The organism is Brevundimonas sp. (genome assembly GCF_041688735.1).
GTDB lineage: Bacteria > Pseudomonadota > Alphaproteobacteria > Caulobacterales > Caulobacteraceae > Brevundimonas.
Genome location: NZ_JBDNHO010000094.1, coordinates 64,340 through 82,829, shown reverse-complemented (window position 1 = coordinate 82,829; position 18,490 = coordinate 64,340). Strand labels below are relative to the sequence as shown.

The window sequence follows — 18,490 nt, the reverse complement described above, 5'->3', positions numbered from 1 at the left end:
GCGGCAGCCGACCGTGGGGCTGCTCCTGTCGCCAGGCGTCGTACATCGCCTTTGCCTCGGCCCACAACTGGTCGACTTCGCGCTCGAGTCGGTCGGTGTCGATCGACGTCACGGTCCCCGCGATTGGCCAGAATCGTCGGCCACCCGTTGCATCCCGCAGGTACTCGGTTTCGTTGGTCGAACCGATGAAGACGCACTGGCGGGGAAACTCCGCAGCCCGTCTCTCATAGGCGAGGCGAACCTTGTCGGTGGTCCGGCTGACGAAACCCTTGATCGTCGTCACCTCGGCCTTCGAGAAGCCCTGCAACTCAGGGAGTTCGATCACCCAGGCGCCGGCCATCTGCTCAACCATGCCCTTCTTGTCGTGGAAGTCGCCCTCCAGTTCGGCGAACCAGCCCTGTGAAAGGGTTGAGACGAAGGTCGACTTGCGGACACCCTGTATCCCCTCAAGGATCGGTACGAAGTCGAACTTGTGACCGGGCTCGAAGATCCTGGTTACTGCCCCGACCATGAACAGCAGCGCGGCTTCGCGATGATAGGCGTTATCCTCTGCTCCGATGTAGTCGACGAACAGACGCTCGACGCGGTTGACCCCATCCCATTTGTGACGGGTCAGATAGTCCCGGACGGGGTGGAATCGGTTTCCTTGCGCGGCTCGGTTGATCGCGCTCATCAGGTCGCGGTCGGTGGTCTTGAGGCTATACCCGCCCTGACGATCCGGGGTTTCCAGGATCAGGCGAATGGCGATGTCATGGCTGTCCGACCAGAGTTGTCCGTTGACTGGGTCTCGGATTTTCCAGAGGACTCCGTCCAACTGGCGCACCGGCTTGGGGGATTCCTTCTTCATCCTGAAGATGCCAGGAGTGCCGATTTGTCGGATCTCTTGTGTGAACTCGTTCAGCCCGACGATCCCCCTGAACCGTTTGTCGTTGCCGACGATCAGTTCTACGTTGTGGAGCGTCCCCTTGATCTGGCCTTCTTCGCTCAGTTGCAGATTCGAGCGCCATTCCGGGTCGAAGGCAGGCGCAACACGAGCGCCCGGCGCGATCGGCGGGGGAGTAGGGGCGTCCGAGAGTGAGAGGAAGTCATCGAGCGGCGACAGGGTGGCGCTCACAGGCACAATGGCCACGGCGGTCCCCGGCAGGGTCAGGAAATCATCCTCGTCGTCGAACTCGGCGTGGGCGCGCTCAAGACGGGCGACCCCGGCTGCTTTGATGAGGGACGCCATGCGAACCGGGTTCTTGGCGCCCTTGAAGGACTTCCAGACTGCCGCCTGATCCTTGGCCTCGTATTTCGATGAGCCCTTGGACCACTCACACCACCGCTCGAAGCCGCTACCGCTGCCACCGTACTCATGGTGCAGCCCCTGGCCGACCTGCAGCCAGCAATCCCGGTCCTCGACCCAGTCCTCGGGTAGATCGGAGAGGGTGGACCCGATCTCGGTTTCGGACAGGCCCATCGGCCGCGCCTTGACCAGTGGAAACAGGTCGTCGTCGTCGATGTTCAGGTCGTCTTCGGTGACGCCCCATGATTCTACGGTGTCGGCGTCAACGATGGGTCCGATTCCGAGGGAGAGAATGTCCCACTCGATTTCGCGGCCCCATCCGTAAGGCAGTCCGGTTTCCGGGTGGATGCTCGGCGGCAGAACGACCTGTTTGCGTGTCCCGAAGACCTCGATCTCCCAGTCATGCTTTTTGACTTCTCTGTCCTTCTTCGGATCGAAGACGAGTGAGAAGCCGGGCGACCGGGCGACCTTGCGTGATCGAAACGCGCGGTCGGTGAAGAAGTAGATATGGCGGCTTTCGCCCCCTGATCCGCTGATGACGAACGGGGCTGACCGGGCCTCGGGCCACCGGGAAAGGAGCCAGGACCACGCTGCATCGGCTTGGGCCGCGTCGCGGATGTCCAGGTCGATCAGATGCAGGTAGCCGCCGGCGGTGTGGCTGTATTCACCGGGTCGGACACCAACATTGAAGTCCCGCGACCACGTCGCCTTCAACCGGTCGAAAGACAGGCTCTCGGCCAACTGCCAGCCGTAATCGACGGGTGCCTTGGAGCGTCGCCTAAGCCAATGCACGGATACGCCCGCCTCAACCATCGGCCGGATGGCGTCGAGGGTCGGCGAGGGCAGCGGGGATCGTTCAGCCAACGCATCAGCGCGGCTGGAAACGGCCGTATCGGCCATGGGTCGTCTCCAATGTACCTAGAGAAGCTCGTCGAAATCGAAATCGAGTTGGCCGGCGGGCGTGACTATAATCGTCACGAGCTCAGCCAGGTCGTCACCCGCCAGCACGGCCATCCTCATGCGGACCCGCTCCTCGGCTAGAGACCAGCGATGAGCCAGTTTGCGCTCCATCCCGAGCTGGATCCAGTAGCGTTCACGTTCCCGGCCCCACCGGCTCCACCGGCTCCACCGGGTTGATCTAGCTGTTCGGTGCACAGGGCAACTCGCTAAGCGTTCGGCCAGAGTACCGCTCCGCGCAGCAGCGGTGTCCTAGCCCAATCAGGGCCAGGACCCACAAAGGCGGCTCGATCTTCATCGCGTCCTGATCCGACGCCAGCGCCTCAGCGATTTCGTCTCTAGTCGGACTGTTGCCCGGCATTCTGATGGTCTGGGTGACGCGGCTCATGACGCGATCCCTAGATCAACCTGGGTGGCAGCGGTGCGTTCGGCGATCCAGTCACCCACACCGCGAACAGGGTAGAGTACCCGGCGCCCCTGTCTGAAGAACGGTGGGCTGCTGTGGGGCTGATAGCAGCGGAGGCGATTGAGGTAGCTAATCGAAAGGCCCGACATCCGGGCAACGTCAGCGACAGGGATTGCTAGCGGTTCCATAGAGTTGCTCCATGCCTTGATTGGCAATGCGCATGTTCGCTGAAGCGGGGGCTAAAACGCTGTGGGAAAACTGGTGTCCGGACGGACTGCAATCTCCCATCGCTCTCCTAGGGAAGATGCTGCCCGGGCCAAGAGGTTCGTTCGGTCCTCCATGGTCGAGGCCCCAGTCGCAAGGCGCACCGCGCTTGAGTGAGCGCATACAAAGAGGGGAACTAACCTCATTTTCCCCATAGCATCCAAAGTCCGCAATCGGGCTTCGACATCACTACCGTCGGGCCCGCCTCGTTCAACCGCCGTATGCTTGGTCGTTAGCGCATCCACCATTTTGCGGAACGCCGACAGGAACCCAGAGAGGTGAGAGATCACCTGACGGTCCTCCTCGCACACGTAATTAGCCAACGCAGTAAGGAGCAACAGGGATGTGTTCGTCGTCGACCGTCCGCGCCATATGGCTTCATAAATTTCAGGGAAACACACCGCAAGAGCGCTGTAGTCGCTTAATCCTTGCATTGCCCGACAGGCCCGAAGGAGATCGCCGGCGACCTGCTGCGCTAGTTTTCTCTCCTCATCGTCCTCGCAAAGGTGGTCGAGGTCGCGCAGGGCGTCCTGTGCCTGATCGACGAAATGTCCCGTGACGCGGTTGCACTCGTGCACCCAGTGACGATCCCTCATGAATATCGGCCACTGGGCGACAGCGGCCTCAACATGACTTCGGAGAATTTCGCGGTCGAGGACCGAGCGTAGCTCGGGACTGAATGCATCGAAAGATTCACCGCGCCGATCATAGAACCGGTTCCGATAGTCGCGTCGCTTGTCAGCGAAGAATCCAGCGGCGGTCGTTCCGCGGCGGCTAGCGGCTGCGGTTTCCGCCTCGCTGGCGTAGACAGTCTCTACCGCGGCACTAAGGGAGTAGCCGCGTAGACGAAGATCATCGATCTCACCATCCTTGGTCCGGGCACCCGCCCGCGGGAAAGAGCGCTTAATTGGTTTGATCTTTGCGCGGTCGATCAGGGAATCTGACACAAACGATATCCACGCGTGTTCAGGTATTTCCGTAGGGAGTTGTAGTCCCAGGGTCACCCACCAGTCCGCACATCGCTCTGCAACATCGCGATGAAATAGCGCGCGGCATTCTGAAGCCCTTTGAAAGAAAAGGAACGGGTCATAATCCGAAAGCGCATCGCGGCGCTCGACAAGCTCAACCAAGATGCGTCGTTTTCGCGAAACCCCCGTGGCGGCAAAGGAGTGCTCACGCGTCCCCACTTCTCGGACCCACGTCTCTTCCTCGCCAGGCCCTGCCGCCACGAAGACGCGTGCCTCGGGGTCGTCGATGAAGCAAATCAGTCGCTGGGGTTCAACTTCCTCTACGATCTCCGGAGTGACAGGCGTAAGCGCGACCGCGCGCCAAGGCCCCGGCCTAGGCGGGGTGCCAGGAGGAATTTCCATCGCTTCCCGGGCCGCCGGCGGGATCGTTAGATGGGCTAAGATCCGGTCGATGTACTCTTCCGCGGCCGTTAACCATTCGGGTCCGGAGATCACCTTCCGTCTGTCGTAGGGCGCTGGGTCGGCGCAGTTCACCTCGCCACCCTTCGGGAGTGAAGGCCGTGCGCTAACTTAAGTTGAGCTGAGATCGCAACGGATGGCCGGCTTAGTGGATCGAACCACAAACGAGCGTTGCGCTGCTGTTTATGGCTCGGAGCCCGGACGCCGAAAACCGCTTCCCTTGCTTGCCATTCGGCGTCGGCGACCGCCAACCACCCCGAGCTCAGGCAGGTCACGAGCGACCATCCAACGCGGCAAGCAGGGTCGCCGACACGTGATCAGATGCGCGCCTGAGGGGATCATCAGCCAGATGCGCATAGCGTTGCGTGGTGGATGGGGATGCGTGCCCTAACAGCTTCCCGATAAGTTGAAGGCCAAGGCCCGACCCCGCGCCCGTCGCCGCGAAGCTGTGCCTTAGATCGTGAAGACGGACCCCTTCCAGCCTTGCATGGGCCTGAACTCGGGCCCATGGCTTCTTAAGGTCCGTCCTCGGCGCGTTGATTAATTCGCCATCTGGCCTCCGCCGCAGCGCCCCCGGGATCACGTAGTCGGCGCTTCTCGGCAAATCTGCCAACAGCCCAACGGCAGCCTGACCGAGAATGACTGAGCGCCGACCTACCTTCGAGTCTTGTAAAAGCGCGATGCCCCGAATCAAGTCGACGTCATCCCAGCGCAAATGAAGGATCTCACGAAGCCTGCAGCCGGTCAGCAACAGAAGACGGATTGCCGCCACCGCTCCCGCGTCAATGAGGCTGCGCCGGTTCTCCGGCCGGGCCAAGTGCTTGTTCTTCTTGCTTTCGTCGATCTTCCATGGAAGGCCGTCGGTTTCGGCCAAGCGCAGGGTCGCGCCGAGTCTCCGCAACTCTTGCTCATTCAGGTAGCGCTCTCGCCCCGCTTCGCGGAATCGATCGATGCCCTTGACTGGATTGGCCAACTCGTCCGGCACAAGCCCGTCAGAACGCGCATATTCGATAGCCGCGTGGAGGAGGGCTAGAATCCTGTTGGCGGTGACTGGTTTGTCCGCCCCGATCTTGCGATGCAGTCGGGTAATGTCCGCTCTGGTGAGAGTTATGAGCACTCGGCTGCCGATAGCCGGGCCTAAGTGCTTCGCGAAGTGCCCGCGGAAAATGGCTGCGGTTGAGGCTTTTCTGGTCGGCTCGATTTTGTGCGTCAGATAGTGCTCGATTACCTCGTTGACGGTTGCAGCCTCTCTCAGCGCTTTCCGCTCGACGGCAGGATCGTCTCCCAGGGCTACTGCACTCAGGAGCTTCTCGGCTTTGGCGCGCGCCATGTCGGCGCGGAACACCGGCGACTCCTTTCCAATGACAAGGCGTCGCTTCTGAACCCGCCTGCCACCAGCGCCCGGGCGATACTCGATGAAGTAAGAGACCGATCCGGTGATCCCGACGCGGATTCCAAATCCGGTTAGCTTCTCGTCATAATGCACGGTGGCGGGTGCCTCCTTGGCGAGGCGAGCGACGGACCGTCGCTCGATAAATACCAATCCCATTTTATTACCCCAACACCCAGTCGCCACCGTGTCGCCACGGACGGGGGCAACCCCATGCGCACAAGGGAAACACGGTATCACGAAAAACGCCAATAAGTGAGAAGCTTAGTCGGATGAGAGAGGGGGGGGCAGTACTGGCGGGCTGTAAAACTTGACTGGGGGTCAAGGGGTCGCAGGTTCGAATCCTGTCGCTCCGACCATCTTCCTCAATGAAGACGGTTGGTTAGAGGGGTCGCTTTCGGGTGGCCCCTCTGTCGTTCCGGCGCTATTTCTTGCCCGCGCCGCCTTCGGCCCAGCTGAACAGCGGAATCAGCGGCACGCCCCAGGCGATGCCCGCGAAGCCGTAGAAGACCAGATCGATCCACATCGATTCGGGCAGGCGGTCGCCGATGGCGACGACAGCCCAGACGTAGAAGGCCAGGAAGGCGATCGTCCCGAGAGTGGCGATGAAGCGGCGCGTCCGTACACCCAAGGTCATCGCTTGTTCCGGAACAGGAAGAAGGTCGCCAGGGCGATGGCCGAGGCCGCCAAGCTCCAGCCGATCCAGGTCCATCCGTCCATAGTCGCCACGGCGAAGACGCGCACGGACAGGAACCAGCCGGCCATGGCCGCTACACCGGACACCAGCGAGGTGGCGAAAAGGCCGCGTCGGCCGGTCAGCATGTCGGCCAACCAGGCCAGCGTGAAGGCACCGAGGACGGCGATGACGATGTCGGCGTACTGCAAGAACGTCTCCAGGGTTGCGGCGATGCGACGCCGAAATGCGACTCGCGCTCGCCGCCGGGGGGGGGCATATCGCTCGTTCCGACGCCGGACCAGTCCCGGCCGGATCAGTGTAGCGAGCGGAGCGGCGGGCGTCGAATGAAGCGTTTTGGAGTAAGTGATCGAAGCCCGGCCGTGGCGATATGGCTGTTCGTCGTGGCGATCCTGGTGTTCGCCATGGTCGTGGTCGGCGGCGCGACGCGCCTGACCGGATCGGGGCTGTCGATCACCGAGTGGAAACCGCTGATGGGGGCCGTGCCGCCGCTGAACGCGGCCGACTGGTCCGAGGCGTTCGCGAAATATCGCGCCATCCCTCAGTACACCGAGGTCAACGCGGGCATGACGCTGGAGGCGTTCAAGACGATCTTCTGGTGGGAGTGGGCGCATCGGCAGTTGGGGCGGTTCATCGGCGTCGCCTTTGCCCTTCCGTTCCTGGTCTTTCTGGCCCTGCGCGAGATTCCGCGTCGGCTTGTGGCGCGGTGCGTCGTGCTGCTGGGTCTGGGTGGCCTTCAGGGGTTGATCGGCTGGTGGATGGTGTCCAGCGGTCTTTCGGAGCGGGTCGATGTCGCGCCGGAGCGGCTGACGACGCATCTGGGTCTGGCCTTCCTGATCTTCATGGGCCTGATCTGGACCGGGCTGGAAGCGTGGAACGGAGAGGAGCGTTCGCGGTCGCCGGCGGGCTGGAGCCGGGGCGCGGCGATCCTGCTGGGCGCGGTCTTTTTCCAGTGCCTGCTGGGCGGTCTGGTGGCAGGTGCCAAGGCCGGCTTCGTCTATACGGACTGGCCGTTGATGAACGGGGCGGTTCTGGCACCGGTCGAGTGGAGTATGGGCGGGCTGGCCTTCCTGCACGACCGGGCGCTGGTGCAGTTCAACCACCGGATCATGGCTTATGTCCTGCTGATCGGCGGCACGGTCTATGCACTGCAGGCCTGGCGGTGGCGACTGGCGCAAGGGCTGGGAGCCGGAGCCTACACGGTGGCGGCGGCGCTTTGGCTTCAGTCGGTTCTGGGCGTTGTGACCCTGATCAACGTCGTGCCGCTGTGGATGGGCGTATTGCACCAGGCCGGGGCGGCGCTGCTTTTGCTCGCGGCCACGGTCAATCTGTGGCTGGTGCGGCGGTCGCAGCTGCGGCTGTTTACGTCTGGACCGAGGTCCAGGGTCCTCTGATCGCGAAAGTGATGCCGGGGTACATGATGTTCACGAACATCACCTCGCCGTCGGGCGAGAAACACGCCCCGGCGAACTCGGCGTTGCCCGTGAAGACGTTGCGCCCGATCGTATAGACCTTGCCGTCCGGGGTGACGCCCTTGAGATGGTTGCGGGTGGCGTCCGAATAGTTGTCCTCGCAGACGATCAGATGGCCCCAAGGGGCGACCATAATGTTGTCGCCCATATTCAGTGTCTTCAGGTCGGCGCTTTCGACGAACAGCTGGACACGGCCGGGACGGCGCGCCTCGTCTCGCGCGGCTTCGTTCGGCGACGGCACGTAGCGCAGGATCTGGCCGCGCTTCAGTGGGCCGCCCGAGGTGGCGGTCAGATACATCTCGTTCTCCGCGAACCAGATGCCCTCGCCGCGCGCGACCAGGACGGCACCGTCGGCATGGCCGCGCTTGCGAAGATCGTCGTTGGGGCTCTCGACGTCATCCACGTCGATCCAGACGACCTCGCGCCAGTCGCCCACGGCCCACTCGCGGGCGTCGTGGTTGGCGGAGTTCGCGCCCGGCTTGCCCTTGAAGCCCATGGCCTGGAGTTTGCCGCCCTCGGCCAGCTTGCCCGGCGTCTTGGGGATGAAGCGGTAGAACAGGCCGTCGGTCTGGTCCTCTGTCAGATAGACGATGCCGGTGCGGGGATCGACGCATACCGCCTCATGATCGAAGCGCCCCATTGCCCTGAGCGGCACGGGGTCGACCAGTCCGGGAGCGTCGGCCGGGACTTCGAATACATAGCCGTGGGCCTTGGCGACGTCGGCGCTGGCGGGGTTCTCGACCGTCTCCTCGCAGCTCAGCCAGCTGCCCCAGGGCGTCGGGCCACCGCAGCAGTTGGTCGAGGTGCCGGCCAGTGACAGGTGCTGGCGCACGGTCTTCCGGCTCGCTAGATCGTAGATGACCGTGGTGGTGCCGCCGGGGAGGGGGCGACCGTCCTTGTAAGTGTCATAGCCGCGCGCCGGGTCCAGCAGGCCGATCCGCTCCTGATGAAAGCCGCCTGGGCCGAGGTTGCGGTGAAGGGCGCTGCTGCCCTTGAGTTCGTGATTGCGCACAAGCGCGACGTAGGAGCCGCCCATCGGGAAACAGGCCATGCCGTCGGGTTGGCCGGGCACGAACAGGCCGTCGTCCATGGTGTCGCCGCTTTGAGAGACGACCTCGTAGGTGAAGCCTTCCGGCAGATCGAGCAGGCGGTTCGCGTCGCGGAGCAGGGGGCCATAGCCGACGACCTCGTTGACGTAGGTCGCTTCAGCGCCCCCGCGGGCCGTCTGGGCGTAAACATTGCGGGCCAGGCCCGTGAAGGCGAGCGCGGTCGCCGAGCCGGCGATCAGTTCACGACGTTGAAGGCGCATGGGGAGCTCCGCGAATGAAGGGCGATTATGCCGACGGTGGCAACAGCCGTCATCATGGTTCTGTGACGGGGGAGGCATGCGGCATCGACGTGACGAAAGGTCACGACCCACCCGCTATCGTCGTCCTGGAGCGCCGAAGGCGATCTGTTCAGGCGGGCTTTGTCCGACGACGGTGTTTTCGACAGGGTCGTGGTATCGCGCTCCGCTGGGTCCCGGGTCTCTGCCGGCTAGGCTTGAGATCGTGACAGAATTATAGGGTATTTTAATACCGTATTCAAAATACGATTTGAATACAGCGCACTACGCGCCACTTCCGCAGTGAACTGCCATTGACCCCAACGCCCCCATCCTCTATCAGCGCGCTTCCGTTCCTCCCGACCTTCCGGGCGGAGCAAACCGTTCGTCTCCCAGGACCCTTGAAATGCTGAAGAGCACCACGGTCGCGCTGAAGCCGGCCGAGGTCACGAAGAAGTGGATTCACATCGACGCCGAAGGCGTCGTGGTGGGCCGTCTCGCGACCTTTATCGCCAACCGTCTGCGCGGCAAGCACCGCGGCGACTACACCCCGCACGTCGATTGCGGCGACCATGTCGTCGTCACCAATGTCGACAAGGTGGTATTCACCGGCAAGAAGCTGACCGACAAGATCTACTATCGTCACACCGGCCACCCGGGCGGCGTCAAGTCGACCAGCCCCGAGAAGGTCCTGAACGGCCGTTTCCCGGAACGCGTCCTTGAAAAGGCCGTCGAGCGCATGCTGCCCAAGGAGAGCCCGCTGGCTCGCCTGCAGATGACGCACCTGCGACTGTTCGCCGGTGCCGCGCACACCCACGAAGCCCAACAGCCGGAAACGATCGACTTCAAGTCGGCCAACTCCAAGAACACCCGGAGCGTCTGAGCATGACCGACGTGACTGCTGAAACGCCCGTCGTCGAGAACGACGCCGCCAATGCCGCCCCCGCCGCGACCGGTTTCGACGCCCTGCGTGGCCTCGGCACGGTGTCTTCGGACAACGACGCCCCGGTCTATGTCCAGAAACTGGACGCCCAAGGCCGCGCCTATTCGACCGGCAAGCGCAAGAACGCGATCGCCCGCGTCTGGATCAAGCCCGGCTCGGGCAAGATCACCATCAACGGCAAGGATCAGCTGCAGTATTTCGCCCGCGAAATCCTGCGCATGATGATCGCCCAGCCGCTGGAAGTGACCGACCGCCTGACCCAGTTCGACGTCGACTGCACCGTGCAGGGCTCGGGCCTGTCGGGCCAGGCCGGCGCCATCCGCCACGGCATCTCTCACGCCCTGACCCACTATGAGCCGGGCTTGCGCCCCGTCCTGAAGCCGCACGGCTTCCTGACCCGCGACAGCCGCGTCGTCGAGCGCAAGAAATACGGCCGCGCCAAGGCCCGCAAGTCGTTCCAATTCTCGAAGCGCTAAGCCGTTTCACTTACGGTATGGATGGGGGCGCTTCGGGAAACCGGAGCGCCCTTTTTCTTTGGCGGTCACCATCCTTCTCATCGTCTCGAATAGCTTCTGGCTCATCGCATCGGTCGCCTTGGCCGTGTGGTTTTCGTCCGTTCTGTGGAGGCTGTTTTCTGATGGAGACTTGGATCCAATTGTCAGAAGCCCTGAACAGCGAAGGCTCAAACGGTCGATGAAAGTGTGGCTGGCCGGTCTCTTGATCCCCGTGCTCATTGGGATTTTCGTTTTTGGAGCTTACGACCGCGCCGTGGCTCTGCTGACCATCTATCGAAGCCAATTATGACCCACACCCTCTTCATCGACGGCGAGGCTGGCCCCACGGGGCTGGAGATCCGCGACGTGTTTCCTTCTCCCATTGGGAGAAGGTGGTCCGGAGGACCGGATGAGGGTCGGATGGTTGTGTCGGCGCAAGCCGCGGCAAGGTCGGAGCGGCGGCTTAAGCCGACTGAGAGAGGGGCGACCCTCACCCTTTCGCGCAAGGACGACCGCTTTGCGGTCGTGCGCTCAGGCCCTCTCCCATTGGGAGAGGGGTGGAGTTGAGATGACCCATATAATTTTCATCGACGGCGAGGCGGGCACGACAGGGCTGGATGTGCTGCGGCGGCTGGAGGCGCGCGGCGATCTGGAGCTGATCCTGCTCGGTGACCGGCGGCGCGACGTCGAGGCGCGGCGCGAGGCGCTGAACAGCGCCGACGCCGTGATCCTGTGCCTGCCCGACGAGGCGGCCATCGACGCCGTGGCAATGATCGACAATCCGGCGGTGCGGGTGATCGACGCCTCGACGGCGTATCGGGTCGATCCGGCCTGGACATACGGCTTTGCCGAGATGAAGGCGGGACAAGGGGCGAAGATCGCGGGCGCGACGCGGGTGTCGAACCCGGGCTGCTATCCGACCGGCTTCATCGGCCTGGTCCGGCCGCTGGTGTCGGCGGGGATTATCCCGGCGGGTTGGCCGGTGACGGTCAATGCGGTGTCGGGCTACTCTGGCGGCGGCAAGGCGAAGATCGCGGAGTTCGAGGCCGCCCCCGGATCAAGTCCGGGGGTGACGAAGAGTGGCGCGTACCGCGCCTATGGCCTGTCGCTGACGCACAAACATGTGCCGGAGATGACGCTGCATGCCGGGCTGGAGCGGCCGGTGCTGTTTGCCCCGGCCGTGGGGGCTTACCGGCAGGGGATGCTGGTCGAGGTGCCGCTGCATCTGGGGCCCCTGCCGAGGTCGCCGTCGGTCGAGGTGGTCCACGGGGCGCTGGCCGAGGCCTATGCAGACTGCCGGTTCGTCGAGGTGGTCGAGCTGGAGACGACCGAGGCCATGACGGGCATCGATCCGGAGGGGCTGAACGGGACCAACACAATGCGGCTGCATGTGTTCGGCGACCGGGGGGGTGAGCAGGTCCGGCTGGTGGCCCTGCTGGACAACCTCGGCAAAGGGGCGTCCGGAGCTGCCGTGCAGAACCTTAATCTGATGCTGGGGCTGGATGAGGAGACGGGGCTGGAGTGACCCTTCCCCCACGTGCGCGAGAAGCAATGAGCTTGAAACCTCAGCCGCTCTCCCGACGTATATCGTCCCATGACCCAAGCCCTCTCCCGCCGCGCGCTGCTGACGACAGTCGGAGCGGTCACCGTCTCCGCCTGTTCGCCCGGCGACGCCGACGCCTCGCAGGCGCAATATGCCAACTCGCCGTTCCGTCGCCTGACCGATGCCCAGTGGCGCGAGCGGTTGCCACGCGCGGCCTATGACGTACTTCGGCGCGAGGCGACCGAACGGCCCGGCAGCAGCCCGCTGGACAATGAGAACCGACTCGGGAGCTTCCTCTGCCGGGGCTGCGACCTGCCGCTGTTCCGGTCGCAATGGAAATACGACAGCCAAACCGGCTGGCCCAGCTTCTATGACGTGATCGCCGCCAACATCGGCACCAAGCGCGACTTCGCAATCGGCTTTCCGCGCACCGAATACCACTGCGCCCGCTGCCTGGGACATCAGGGCCATATCTTCAATGACGGTCCGCGACCGACCGGAAAGCGCTATTGCAACAATGGCGTGGCGCTGAAGTTTCAGCCGGCCTGACGGTTCGCCTTGATCGCTGATTCTACCGTCACGCCGAACCAGACTGAGGCGATGATGACCAGCAGGCCATAGTCGGCCCCGGGCCAGAACACCGGGATGGCGGCGCAGACGGTCACCATCATCGGGAACAGGGCGGCCCAGACCGCAGTTCCGGGGCTATCGGGATGGATTGACGGCGGGCGGGGCGTGATCTTCATCATCCGCAGCAGCACCGGGTTCAGCAGCACGAACCCGGCCGAACAGATCACCGCCAGCAACAGGTTCCGCAGCGGCTCACCTGCGCCATAGACGCTCGCGGTGAGAGTGACGAGGCCGAGGGCGAAGCCTGTGGTGATCGCCAGCAGCAGATTGGGTTCGAGACGCTTCAACTCTTCACCTTCACATAGGACCCGGGTGCCGGTTCTATCGGCGATAGCGGGCCCTTTTTGGGGTCGCGGGCAGGGACCCAGTCGCCCGACCTGTCATGCAGCCATTCGGCCCAGTGCTTCCACCAGCTACCGGGATGCTCCTGCGCATTTGCCTGCCACTCCCCGAGCGTGGCGGGCAGGGCGGGGTTGATCCAGTGCTGATACTTGTGCGCCGACGGCGGATTGACCACACCGGCGATATGGCCTGAGCCGGCCAGGGTCAGGGTCACCGCCGCGTTGGAGAAGGCGCGGGCCGAGCGATAGACCGAGTTCATCGGCGCGATGTGGTCCTCGCGGCTGGCCTGAAAATAGAGCGGGATGGTCACCTTCGACAGGTCGACCTTCAGGCCGCCGATGGTGAACTCGCCCCGCGCCAGGCGATTCTGGCCGTACATGGAGCGCAGATAGTCCATGTGCAGCGTCTTGGGCATGCGGGTCTGGTCGGCGTTCCAGAACAGCAGGTCGAAGGCCGGGGGCGACTTGCCCATCAGATAGTTGGACACGAAGAACGACCAGATCAGGTCGTTGGCGCGCAGGGCGTTGAAGGTCTCGGCCATGGCCGCACCGGGCAGGACGCCGCCGGCCGCGTCCATCTGCTGCTCGACCTCGTTCAGCCAGTGCTCGTCGGTGAACAGCAGCAGGTCGCCGGCCTCGGCGAAATCGTGCTGGGCGGCGAAGAAGGTGGTGGCGGAGACGCGGTCGTCCTTTTTGGCGGCCATATGGGCCAGGGCCGCGCCCATCAATGTGCCGCCGATGCAGTAGCCGACGGTGTTGATGTGGTCGGCCTGGGACTGCTCCAGCGCCTTTTCGACGGCGCGGTAGATGCCCTTTTCCAGATAGTCGTCGAAGCCGAAGCCGGCCTTGTCCTTGTCCGGATTGACCCATGAGCAGACGAAGACGGTGAAACCCTGGGCCGAGAGCCAGCGGATCATCGAGTTCTCCGGCTGCAGGTCCAGAATGTAGAATTTGTTGATCCACGGCGGGAAGATCAGCAGCGGTATGGCGCGCTGTTTGTCGGTGGCGGCGTCGAACTGGATCAGCTCGAACAGCTCGTCGCGCCAGACGACCTGGCCGGGGGCGGTGGCGACGTTCTCGCCGACGACGAATTTGCCGTAGTCGGCCTGGCTGATCTTCAGCTTGCCCGCGCCGCGTTCCATGTCGGCGGCGAAATTCTGCATCCCCTTGACCAGCGATTCGCCGTTCGACTCGGCCAATGCCTTGAGGGCGACCGGGTTTGAGGCGAGAAAATTGGAAGGCGAGAAGGCGTCGGTCAGAAGCTTGGTAAAGAACTCCGCGCGGCGCTTGGTCAGGGGATCGACGTCCTCGACGCTGGAGACCAGGCCGTTCATCCAGTCCGAGGTGACCAGGTAGGACTGACGCATCACGTCGAAGGCGGGGTTTTCCGACCAGGCGGGATCCTGGAACCGCTTGTCCCTTGAAGGTGCGGTGGGCGTCTCGTCGCCGGCGGCGCGACGGGTCGTCGAAGCCCACAGGTCCATGTAGCGGTTGAACAGGTCGGCCTGGGCGGCGAACAGCTTGTCCGGGCGCGACGCCAGGCTGGTCATGATGGAATTCATGGCCGGGCCGACGTTGAACGGGTCGGGCGACATCGCCGCGGGGCGGTCGGCCTGCGACAGGGCGGCCTCGGCGATGGCTGACTGAGCCGTCATGGCGGCTTTGGCGAGATTCATGGACAGGGTTTCGAGCATCTGGCGCTGTTCGGTGCCGGGAAAGGCGAAGGCGGGAGCGGGTTGGGGCGCGGGCGCGGGTTTCGGTTCCGGCGCGGGCTGTCCGGTGGATTCCGCAGCCTTGGTGTCGGCCTTTGCGGCGCGGGGGCGGGGCGGCTTGGCCGAGGTGGGCCGACCGGATTTGCGGGGCGCGCGCGGTGCCGGGTCTGCGGGCGGGAGTGTCGGACGCTTGGCCATGGGGAGAAGGCTCCGGAGATCGTCAGGATTGGTCGCAAAGGGTCGCGCGCGCCCTTCCGCCTGTCGCGATCATGGCATATGACCGCCCCTGATATGAACGCGCCGATCCAGAAAATCGCAGCGATGACGGCGGCGGTCCTGCTGACGGGCGCATTGTCGGCCTGTGCCGGCCTGTACGATCCTGTCACGGACGCCACTTCGCCGGTTGCGCCGAGGGTTCAGGCCCTGGTCGACGCGAATCGCGAATACCCCCGCTGGGCCGACTTTCCTCGCTCCGTCGATCCCGTCCCCGAGCCGATGGCGATCGCCGCGCAGGTCAACACGCTGAGGGTTACGGGCGGCGCGTTGGCCGGGGAGGTCTCGCGCATCGACTGGACCCTGACCGACGATCCCGCCGTCTTCGCCGCAGGTGTCAGGGCGCGGGTCGATTCGGTCGCGGTCTCGCCAGTGACGCAGGAAACCCAGGCGGAGATCGACGCCTTCGTCCGCCGGGCGCGGGAGCGCGGTCGCGCGCCACCGCCGGTGGATCGTCGCTAACCCCCCAAACGAACGTAGCCCGGACGACAGAATCCGGGGATTATCGCATCAGGAGAACGTCATGGCCGACAAGGCCCCTCACGCCTCGACCCCATATGCGTCGACTCTGGCCGCGGACGCCGTCCGGGTCACCGAACTGGCCGCCATTGCCAGCTGGGCCCAGATCGGCCGCGGCGACGAGAAGGCCGCCGATCAACTGGCCGTCGACGCCATGCGCACGGCGCTGAACGCGCTGGATATCGACGGCAAGATCGTCATCGGCGAGGGTGAGCGGGACGAGGCCCCCATGCTCTACATCGGTGAGAGGGTCGGCACCGGCAAAGGTCCGGCCATCGACATCGCCCTGGACCCGCTCGAAGGCACGACCCTGACGGCCAAGGCGATGGCCAACGCGCTTTGCGTGCTGTCGATGGCGCCGGGCGGCGGTATGCTGCACGCGCCCGACACCTATATGGACAAGATCGCCATCGGCCCGGGCTTCGCGCCCGGCACGGTCGACCTGGACATGAAGCCTCAGGACAATGTCCGCTCGCTGGCCTCGGCCAAGGGGGTCAAGCCGGAAGACATCACGGTCTGCGTCATGGATCGACCGCGCCATGCCGAGCTGATCGCGGCCCTGCGCGAGGTCGGGGCCCGGGTGATGCTTATCACGGACGGCGACGTGGCCGGCGTGATTCATACGGCCGAGCCGGAAACAGGCATCGACCTCTATCTTGGATCGGGCGGGGCGCCGGAGGGCGTGCTGGCGGCTTCCGCGCTTAAGTGCGTCGGCGGCCATTTCCAGGGCCGCCTGATCTTTCGCAACGACGACGAGCGAGCGCGGGCGGCGAAGACCGGCGTGACCGATTTCGACCGTAAATACGACCTGCACGAACTGGTGTCGAAGGACGCTATCTTCGCCGCCACGGGTGTAACCAAGGGGGCCATGCTGGACGGGGTGCTGGTGCGCGACGGCTTCGTCTCGACCCATACGCTGGTGATGGACTCCTCGACCCGGACCGTGCAGCGAATCCGCACGACGCGGCCGATGTCATGAGGGTCGGCTGATGGCGGACGGCGGCAGCGTGCCCGCGTTTCTGGGCGTCTCCCGCTCGCTGTCCGGGCGAGCCTGGCGGCAAAGACCGGCCGAGGCCGGATTGATCCGGGCGCACATGCAGACCCTCTCTCTGGACGAACCGATGGCGCGGGCTTTGGCGGCGCGCGGCATCGGCGCGGATCAGGGCGCGGACTTCCTGAACCCCACGCTGAAGGCCCTGTTTCCCGATCCGTCAAGCTTCATGGACATGGATGCGGCGGCGGTCGCGATCATCGACGGGCTTCAGGCGGGTTCGGCGATCCACGTTTTCGCCGACTATGACGTAGACGGCGCGTCCAGCGCGGCGCTGCTGGTGCGCTGGTTTCGGGCCATGGGCGCGGACCTGCCGATCTACGTGCCCGACCGGGTCACCGAGGGGTATGGGCCGAGCGCGCGGGCCTTCGACACGCTGAAAGCGTCAGGTGCCGATCTGGTCATCACCGTTGATTGCGGCGCGGCGGCCAATGAGGCGGTGGCCCACGCCTCCGCGATCGGGTTGAAGGTCGTGGTCATCGACCACCATATGATGCGCGAGCATCCTCCCGTCTGCGCCGCCGTGGTCAATCCGAACCGGCCGGGCTGCAACTCGGGGCAGGGCAATCTGGCCGCTGCGGGCGTGGTGTTCGTGCTGCTGGCGGCGCTGAACCGCGAAGCGCGGGGACGGGGTCTGTTCGCGGATCGCAAGGAGCCGGACATCCGCCAGTGGCTGGATCTAGCGGCCATGGGGGCGATCTGCGACGTGACCGGCCTGACCGGCTTCAATCGGGCGCTGACCAGCCTTGGCCTGAAAGTCATGTCCGACTGGAGCAATCCGGGGCTGAGGGCGCTGCTGGCTTCGGCGGGGGTCGAGCCGGGGCCGGCCAAATCGAACCATGCGGGCTTTATCCTGGGGCCGCGAATCAACGCCGGGGGGCGGATCGGCAAGTCCGACCTGGGCGCCCGACTCTTGTCCACCGACGACCCGGAAGAGGCCCATGCGCTGGCGCAGGAGCTGGACGCGCTGAACGTCGCCCGGCGCGAGGTCGAGCGGCAGGTGACCGAACAGGCGACGCGTCTGGTCGAGGCCTCGGGCGCCCACAAGGACGGATCGGCCGTCGTGGTGATCGCGGCGGAGGACTGGCATCCGGGCGTGGTCGGCATTGTCGCCGGGCGGCTGAGAGAACGCTGGCGCAAGCCGGTGGTCGTCATCGGCGTGGATGCGGTCAACGGTATAGGCAAGGGATCCGGGCGCTCGCAACCCGGCATGAATCTGGGTCGGGCGGTGCAGGCGGCGTGGGAAACGGGGGTGCTGGTCGCCGGGGGTGGTCACGCCATGGCGGCGGGCCTGACCGTGCGGACGGGCGACATCGACCGGCTGCGCGATTTCCTGATCGACCAGATGTCCGGAGAGCAGGCCGCTGCCGAAGCCATGGACGTGGTCGAGATCGACGCCCTGATTGACGCGCGCGCGGCCACCCGCGCCCTGTTCGAGGATTTCGAGCGGCTGGCACCCTTCGGACCTGCCAATCCCGAACCGCTGTTCGCGCTGGAGCATGTGGCGGCGCGCGAGGGCGTGGTGATGAACGGCGGCCATGTGCGGTGCCGGCTCGTCGTGGCCGACGGTGCCGCGGTCAAGGCCATCGCCTGGCGCTGCGCCGACATGCCGTCCGGCAAGGCGCTGTTGTCGGGGCAGGGGGGACTGAGCGTGGTCGGGCGGCTGAAGGCCGATGACTGGAACGGTCGACGAGGCGTGCAGTTCGAGATCGAGGACGTCGCCGATCCGTGCATGGCTTGACCCCGCGTCCATGGCCGAGGTTTC

17 protein-coding genes and 1 tRNA gene are annotated in these 18,490 nt (G+C 64.7%); 10 read left to right on the top strand and 8 right to left on the bottom strand.

The window, feature by feature from the left end; translation table 11 throughout:
- The 3 genes from ACESMO_RS10215 to ACESMO_RS10205 form a co-directional block, all read right to left on the bottom strand.
- Window positions 1-2,185 (bottom strand): VapE domain-containing protein (locus tag ACESMO_RS10215; protein WP_372708050.1); only part of this gene is annotated, 2,185 nt, incomplete at its 3' end.
- A gap of 702 nt (window positions 2,186-2,887) precedes the next feature.
- The gene (locus ACESMO_RS10210) at window positions 2,888-4,414 is read right to left on the bottom strand and encodes a hypothetical protein (RefSeq protein WP_372708049.1); all 1,527 of its coding nucleotides are present in this window, start codon (window positions 4,412-4,414) and stop codon (window positions 2,888-2,890) included.
- 196 nt (window positions 4,415-4,610) lie between these two features.
- Window positions 4,611-5,888 carry a tyrosine-type recombinase/integrase gene (locus ACESMO_RS10205; protein WP_372708048.1) on the bottom strand — a complete coding sequence of 426 codons (1,278 nt, stop codon included), beginning with the start codon at window positions 5,886-5,888 and terminating at the stop codon, window positions 4,611-4,613.
- Window positions 5,889-6,012: 124 nt separating this feature from the next.
- Here ACESMO_RS10205 and ACESMO_RS10200 point away from each other — a divergent pair.
- Window positions 6,013-6,088 (top strand) — tRNA-Pro (locus ACESMO_RS10200).
- A 65-nt stretch (window positions 6,089-6,153) separates the two neighbouring features.
- Here the strand turns inward: ACESMO_RS10200 and ACESMO_RS10195 are convergent.
- Complete coding sequence (locus ACESMO_RS10195) at window positions 6,154-6,366, bottom strand: DUF2842 domain-containing protein (RefSeq protein ID WP_372708047.1); 213 nt, start codon at window positions 6,364-6,366, stop codon at window positions 6,154-6,156.
- Window positions 6,363-6,614 (bottom strand): transglycosylase, encoded by a 252-nt coding sequence (locus tag ACESMO_RS10190; RefSeq protein ID WP_372708046.1) that lies wholly within the window; start codon window positions 6,612-6,614, stop codon window positions 6,363-6,365. The genes ACESMO_RS10195 and ACESMO_RS10190 overlap by 4 nt, the downstream gene beginning before the upstream one ends.
- Window positions 6,615-6,749: 135 nt before the next feature.
- Between ACESMO_RS10190 and ACESMO_RS10185 the strand changes: the two genes are divergently transcribed.
- Window positions 6,750-7,817 (top strand): COX15/CtaA family protein, encoded by a 1,068-nt coding sequence (locus ACESMO_RS10185; protein ID WP_372708045.1) that lies wholly within the window; start codon window positions 6,750-6,752, stop codon window positions 7,815-7,817.
- Here the strand turns inward: ACESMO_RS10185 and ACESMO_RS10180 are convergent.
- Window positions 7,786-9,204: an alkaline phosphatase PhoX gene (locus ACESMO_RS10180; protein WP_372708044.1), complete on the bottom strand. Its 1,419-nt coding sequence runs from the start codon at window positions 9,202-9,204 to the stop codon at window positions 7,786-7,788. The genes ACESMO_RS10185 and ACESMO_RS10180 overlap by 32 nt on opposite strands.
- Window positions 9,205-9,625: 421 nt before the next feature.
- Between ACESMO_RS10180 and rplM the strand changes: the two genes are divergently transcribed.
- From rplM to msrB, 5 genes are all read left to right on the top strand, one after another.
- Window positions 9,626-10,102 (top strand): 50S ribosomal protein L13, encoded by a 477-nt coding sequence (rplM, locus tag ACESMO_RS10175; RefSeq protein ID WP_372708043.1) that lies wholly within the window; start codon window positions 9,626-9,628, stop codon window positions 10,100-10,102.
- 2 nt (window positions 10,103-10,104) lie between these two features.
- Window positions 10,105-10,638, top strand: coding sequence for a 30S ribosomal protein S9 (rpsI, locus tag ACESMO_RS10170; protein ID WP_372708042.1), 534 nt, complete (start codon window positions 10,105-10,107; stop codon window positions 10,636-10,638).
- A gap of 58 nt (window positions 10,639-10,696) precedes the next feature.
- The gene (locus tag ACESMO_RS10165) at window positions 10,697-10,966 is read left to right on the top strand and encodes a hypothetical protein (RefSeq protein WP_372708041.1); all 270 of its coding nucleotides are present in this window, start codon (window positions 10,697-10,699) and stop codon (window positions 10,964-10,966) included.
- A gap of 258 nt (window positions 10,967-11,224) precedes the next feature.
- Window positions 11,225-12,181: an N-acetyl-gamma-glutamyl-phosphate reductase gene (gene argC / locus ACESMO_RS10160; RefSeq protein WP_372708040.1), complete on the top strand. Its 957-nt coding sequence runs from the start codon at window positions 11,225-11,227 to the stop codon at window positions 12,179-12,181.
- Between the two features lie 69 nt (window positions 12,182-12,250).
- Window positions 12,251-12,748, top strand: a complete 498-nt coding sequence (gene msrB / locus ACESMO_RS10155) for a peptide-methionine (R)-S-oxide reductase MsrB (protein ID WP_372708039.1) — start codon at window positions 12,251-12,253, stop codon at window positions 12,746-12,748.
- Here the strand turns inward: msrB and ACESMO_RS10150 are convergent.
- Together ACESMO_RS10150 and phaC are read right to left on the bottom strand one after the other, a co-directional pair.
- The gene (locus ACESMO_RS10150) at window positions 12,736-13,116 is read right to left on the bottom strand and encodes a hypothetical protein (RefSeq protein ID WP_372708038.1); all 381 of its coding nucleotides are present in this window, start codon (window positions 13,114-13,116) and stop codon (window positions 12,736-12,738) included. The genes msrB and ACESMO_RS10150 overlap by 13 nt on opposite strands.
- Window positions 13,113-15,080 carry a class I poly(R)-hydroxyalkanoic acid synthase gene (gene phaC, locus ACESMO_RS10145; RefSeq protein ID WP_372708037.1) on the bottom strand — a complete coding sequence of 656 codons (1,968 nt, stop codon included), beginning with the start codon at window positions 15,078-15,080 and terminating at the stop codon, window positions 13,113-13,115. Before phaC ends, ACESMO_RS10150 begins: the two co-directional genes overlap by 4 nt.
- Before the next feature lie 78 nt (window positions 15,081-15,158).
- Here phaC and ACESMO_RS10140 point away from each other — a divergent pair, with 78 nt between their 5' ends.
- The 3 genes from ACESMO_RS10140 to recJ all read left to right on the top strand — a co-directional run bounded on the left by ACESMO_RS10140 (window position 15,159) and on the right by recJ (window position 18,466).
- Window positions 15,159-15,617, top strand: a complete 459-nt coding sequence (locus ACESMO_RS10140; protein WP_372708036.1) for a hypothetical protein — start codon at window positions 15,159-15,161, stop codon at window positions 15,615-15,617.
- 61 nt (window positions 15,618-15,678) lie between these two features.
- Window positions 15,679-16,653 (top strand): class II fructose-bisphosphatase, encoded by a 975-nt coding sequence (gene glpX, locus ACESMO_RS10135; RefSeq protein ID WP_372708035.1) that lies wholly within the window; start codon window positions 15,679-15,681, stop codon window positions 16,651-16,653.
- 10 nt (window positions 16,654-16,663) lie between these two features.
- Entirely contained in the window at window positions 16,664-18,466 is a 1,803-nt protein-coding gene (gene recJ, locus ACESMO_RS10130; protein ID WP_372708034.1) for a single-stranded-DNA-specific exonuclease RecJ, read from the top strand.
- Window positions 18,467-18,490: the final 24 nt, after the last annotated feature.

Excerpts from the sequence above, each read along its gene's own strand:
- ACESMO_RS10205 (WP_372708048.1), bottom strand. The coding sequence starts at position 5,888 with ATGGGATTGGTATTTATCGAGCGACGGTCCGTCGCTCGCCTCGCCAAG.
- ACESMO_RS10195 (WP_372708047.1), bottom strand. The coding sequence starts at position 6,366 with ATGACCTTGGGTGTACGGACGCGCCGCTTCATCGCCACTCTCGGGACG.
- ACESMO_RS10185 (WP_372708045.1), top strand. The coding sequence starts at position 6,750 with ATGAAGCGTTTTGGAGTAAGTGATCGAAGCCCGGCCGTGGCGATATGG.
- ACESMO_RS10180 (WP_372708044.1), bottom strand. The coding sequence starts at position 9,204 with ATGCGCCTTCAACGTCGTGAACTGATCGCCGGCTCGGCGACCGCGCTC.
- rplM (WP_372708043.1), top strand. The coding sequence starts at position 9,626 with ATGCTGAAGAGCACCACGGTCGCGCTGAAGCCGGCCGAGGTCACGAAG.
- rpsI (WP_372708042.1), top strand. The coding sequence starts at position 10,105 with ATGACCGACGTGACTGCTGAAACGCCCGTCGTCGAGAACGACGCCGCC.
- argC (WP_372708040.1), top strand. The coding sequence starts at position 11,225 with ATGACCCATATAATTTTCATCGACGGCGAGGCGGGCACGACAGGGCTG.
- msrB (WP_372708039.1), top strand. The coding sequence starts at position 12,251 with ATGACCCAAGCCCTCTCCCGCCGCGCGCTGCTGACGACAGTCGGAGCG.
- phaC (WP_372708037.1), bottom strand. The coding sequence starts at position 15,080 with ATGGCCAAGCGTCCGACACTCCCGCCCGCAGACCCGGCACCGCGCGCG.
- ACESMO_RS10140 (WP_372708036.1), top strand. The coding sequence starts at position 15,159 with ATGACCGCCCCTGATATGAACGCGCCGATCCAGAAAATCGCAGCGATG.
- glpX (WP_372708035.1), top strand. The coding sequence starts at position 15,679 with ATGGCCGACAAGGCCCCTCACGCCTCGACCCCATATGCGTCGACTCTG.
- recJ (WP_372708034.1), top strand. The coding sequence starts at position 16,664 with ATGGCGGACGGCGGCAGCGTGCCCGCGTTTCTGGGCGTCTCCCGCTCG.